This is a genomic window from Ensifer aridi, assembly GCF_002078505.1.
In the GTDB taxonomy this organism is placed as follows: domain Bacteria; phylum Pseudomonadota; class Alphaproteobacteria; order Rhizobiales; family Rhizobiaceae; genus Sinorhizobium; species Sinorhizobium aridi.
This window is the reverse complement of record NZ_LUAV01000066.1, coordinates 1-1832: the sequence shown is the minus strand read 5'-3', so window position 1 is coordinate 1832 and position 1832 is coordinate 1. Positions and strand designations below refer to the sequence as shown.

General features: G+C 58.2%; 3 protein-coding genes. 1 reads left to right on the top strand and 2 read right to left on the bottom strand.

Annotated features, from left to right (window positions below; genetic code table 11):
- A partial coding sequence (locus AYK65_RS31250; RefSeq protein WP_081163218.1) for an SDR family oxidoreductase occupies positions 1-643 on the bottom strand: 643 nt, incomplete at its 3' end.
- Positions 644-666: 23 nt separating this feature from the next.
- Complete coding sequence (locus AYK65_RS31245) at positions 667-1284, bottom strand: FMN-dependent NADH-azoreductase (RefSeq protein ID WP_081163216.1); 618 nt, start codon at positions 1282-1284, stop codon at positions 667-669.
- An 87-nt stretch (positions 1285-1371) separates the two neighbouring features.
- Between AYK65_RS31245 and AYK65_RS31240 the strand changes: the two genes are divergently transcribed.
- Positions 1372-1749, top strand: a complete 378-nt coding sequence (locus tag AYK65_RS31240) for a winged helix-turn-helix transcriptional regulator (RefSeq protein ID WP_081163219.1) — start codon at positions 1372-1374, stop codon at positions 1747-1749.
- Positions 1750-1832 lie beyond the last annotated feature (83 nt).

Sequence of the window (1832 nt, the reverse complement as noted above, 5' to 3'; positions counted from 1 at the left end):
ACGAATGGTCGGCAATGCCAGGAGCCGCCCGCACAAACTCTCCGGTCGAGACCTGATCGAACAGGAACTTCGCCAGGTTTCCTCGCGACAGCTTCATGCCGAGCCTTGTTTTGCCGTACCAGCCAGCGTCGGTACCAGCCCCGGCATGACCGTCCTTGAGGAACGGGATTCGTACCAATGTCCAGTCGAGGTCGGAGGCCGCAATCAACTCGCCGGTGGCTTTGATGTCGTCGTAGGAACTGTGCGCAATGACCTTGAACAGCGTCGCCAAAGCCTTCGACTTCAGGTCGAAGCTGTCTGTCGGATCACGGTAGCTTGCGGTCGAGACCTGAATAAGTCGCCGGATATTCAGTTCGTCCATGATCGAAATCACGTTGCGCAGACCATTCATGACGGGCCGCGGCTCTTGCGTCTTGGCACCGTTCGGGCCAAGGGCGCTGATCACGGCATCGGAACCGGTGATGGTTCTCCTGATCGCCTCCCGATTCTTGAGGTCGCCGGTGATGATCTCAATCTTGCTGGCATAGTCCGACAGCTTGGCCGCCTCGCGGGTGTAGGCAGAGAGTTCGTATCCCCGCCGAAGACCTTCTTCGATGATGTATTTTCCGGTGGGTCCTGTTGACCCGAAAAGTGCAATCTTCATCTTATCGTCCTCCGGAAAACCAATCAGGCGGCGCGTTCCAGCGCAGCTCGGATCGTTGCTTCGGTGGAGGCAATGGCAGCGTTGGCTGCGTCTGGACTTATGAGCGTTCCCTCCACCCGGATCACTTCGATATCCGTCAGTCCGATGAAACCGAGAAGGTGAGTGAGGTAGCTGGTCTGAAAATCGAATGGGGCATTTCTGCCTTCCGAAAAGACGCCGCCGGTAGCCGTGACGAGATAGACTTTCTTGTGAGGCAGCAATCCCATCGGGCCAGTTGCGTTGTAGCGGAAGGTAACGCCGGGCCAGGTGATGTAGTCGAACCAGGCCTTGAGCTGCGTCGGCGGGCCGAAGTTGATCATGCCCGAGCCAATGACGATCACATCGGCGGCCTGAACCTCGTCGACGAGGCTTTGGGCGAGATCGACGGCTTCGATCTGTTCGGGGGTGCGTGTCTCGGGCGGCGCAATGCGGCCACCGATGTAGGCCGCCGTGATATGCGGCAGTGGTGCTGCGCCAAGATCACGTTCGATAATCGTGCCGCCAGATCGAGCGCTGAGACTCTCAGCAATGTCGCGGGCAAATCGGGTGGACAGGCTCTGAGGTCCGCGTGGGCTCGAGGTGACGAGGAGGATGTTGGTCATGCTTGCTCCTTGGGAGAATAGGGTGGTATCAATTTGTGACCAACACTATTAATGTTCCCGACGAGCAATCCGCAAGAAGGCACTTTCATGACACTCAGTAACATGGATTTTCCTACCCCCAGCAAAGACGCCGACTGCCGTGTCGTGCGGGAAATCCTCGATCGCATCGCCGATAAGTGGAGTCTGTACATCTTCGTGGCGCTCAGGGATGGGCCGGTCCGCTTCAATGAATTGCGACGGCAGATCGACGGCATCTCGCAGCGGATGCTCACGATCACGCTTCGTCAATTGGAGCGGGACGGTTTAATCAGCCGAACCCTCTTTCCGACAATCCCGCCGCGCGTGGATTACGAACTGACCGCTGTCGGAAGAACGCTCCTCGCGCCGGTTATGGCCTTGGTAATCTGGGCAGATTCAAACCGGGATGTGATCGAGGAGGCGCGCCAACGATACGACGCAAGTTAAATCGAGCCGGCCACTCGAAGGTGAACGTCTGCACGACACACGCAATCGCGCCACTCGCTGCGTTGGACGTCAAGGACCGCAGC

What these genes read in the sequence shown, in the direction of transcription:
- AYK65_RS31245 (WP_081163216.1), bottom strand. Translation starts at nt 1,284, where the DNA reads ATGACCAACATCCTCCTCGTCACCTCGAGCCCACGCGGACCTCAGAGC.
- AYK65_RS31240 (WP_081163219.1), top strand. Translation starts at nt 1,372, where the DNA reads ATGACACTCAGTAACATGGATTTTCCTACCCCCAGCAAAGACGCCGAC.